Annotated in this window: 1 pseudogene; it reads right to left on the bottom strand. The window is 53.5% G+C overall.

The annotated features are described in order from the left end of the window. Positions 1 to 1,271: pseudogene (locus J7439_RS25500) on the bottom strand (hypothetical protein); the annotation flags it as partial.

Below are 1,271 nucleotides of genomic sequence, written 5' to 3'. Positions count from 1 at the left end.
ACCCACCCCCGATGCCAGCGTTTGCATAATAATGCGAGGTTTTGACCCTGCTGTTCACCGCCTTGGTGTTGGCAACCGTTGCTCCATCGTTAACCACCCCTCCCCCGATGCCGGCGTGTGCAGCATAACCCCTGGTTTTGACCGTGCTGTTCACCGCCGTGGTGTTGGCAACCATTGCTCCATCTTTAACCCACCCACCCCCGATGCCGGCGTATGAACTGTCACCAAAGGATTGGACTTTGCTGTTCACCGCCGTGGTGTTGGCAACCGTTCCTCCAGCACCAACGATCCCCCCCCCGATGCCGGCGTCTGCATCATTACGCAAGGTGGCAATATGAACATCTTCGGCCCGGATATTACGGACTTGGCCATTCACAGTACAAGCCACCACACCTGCCGGCTCATAAGAATTTATACGGGCACCGGTAAAGCGAAGGTTACTGATGCTGCCTTCCAGAGTGTCAACAAAACAGCCAGACAGGCCGCTGATGGTATGATCCTTCCCATCGTACTTCCCGGTGAAGTGATCCCATTCATCACCAATGGATTGATGGAATTGAGAGGCATCAATATCCGCCGTCTGTTGATAGGTACCGTTCAGTGGATAGGCGGGATGTCGGCCAATCTTGCCCAGGGTTTCTGTATCATTAATCTTTATGGGTGTTGATGCTGTAGCGGCTGTTGACACTGTGGCGGTCGCCGCCGCAGCTGTTGACTCTTTAGCGGCAGTTGACACTGTAGCGGCAACCGTAGCGGCTGTTGATGCTGAAACGGCTGTTGATGCTGTAGTGGGTGTTGACTCTTCAGCGGCTGTTGACGCTGTAGTGGCTGTTGATGCTATAACGCCTGTTGACACTGTGGCGGCCGCCGCCCCAGCTGTTGACTCTTTAGCGGCAGTTGACACTGTAGCGGCTGTTGATGCTATAACGTCTGTTGACACTGTAGCGGCATTTACCGGGCAAGCATTACTGTTCGAAAAATCCAGCGCATCCAGAAATTCAGTTCTCGGAGAGCAATTGGCTGTTAACACACGTAGGTCTGCTTTTTGGCAAAGAAGCTGATCATTGGAGATAGATTCAAAATTCTCTTTAATGCCATTGACATAGCTGTTTACCGTCTTGGTGTTGGTATCCATTTCTCCTATAACCCAGCCCCCCCCGATGTCGGCTTTTGCACTCCCGTCCGAGGTTTTGACCCTGCTGTTCACCGCCGTGGTGTTGGCAACCATTCCTGCAACCACCCCCCCCCCGATGCCGGCGTGTCCCCATTTT

It is taken from the genome of Salinisphaera sp. G21_0 (genome assembly GCF_017744115.1).
GTDB lineage: Bacteria > Pseudomonadota > Gammaproteobacteria > Pseudomonadales > Endozoicomonadaceae > Endozoicomonas.
Note: the sequence above shows the minus strand (reverse complement) of the source record. Positions and strands in the feature narration are given on the sequence as shown.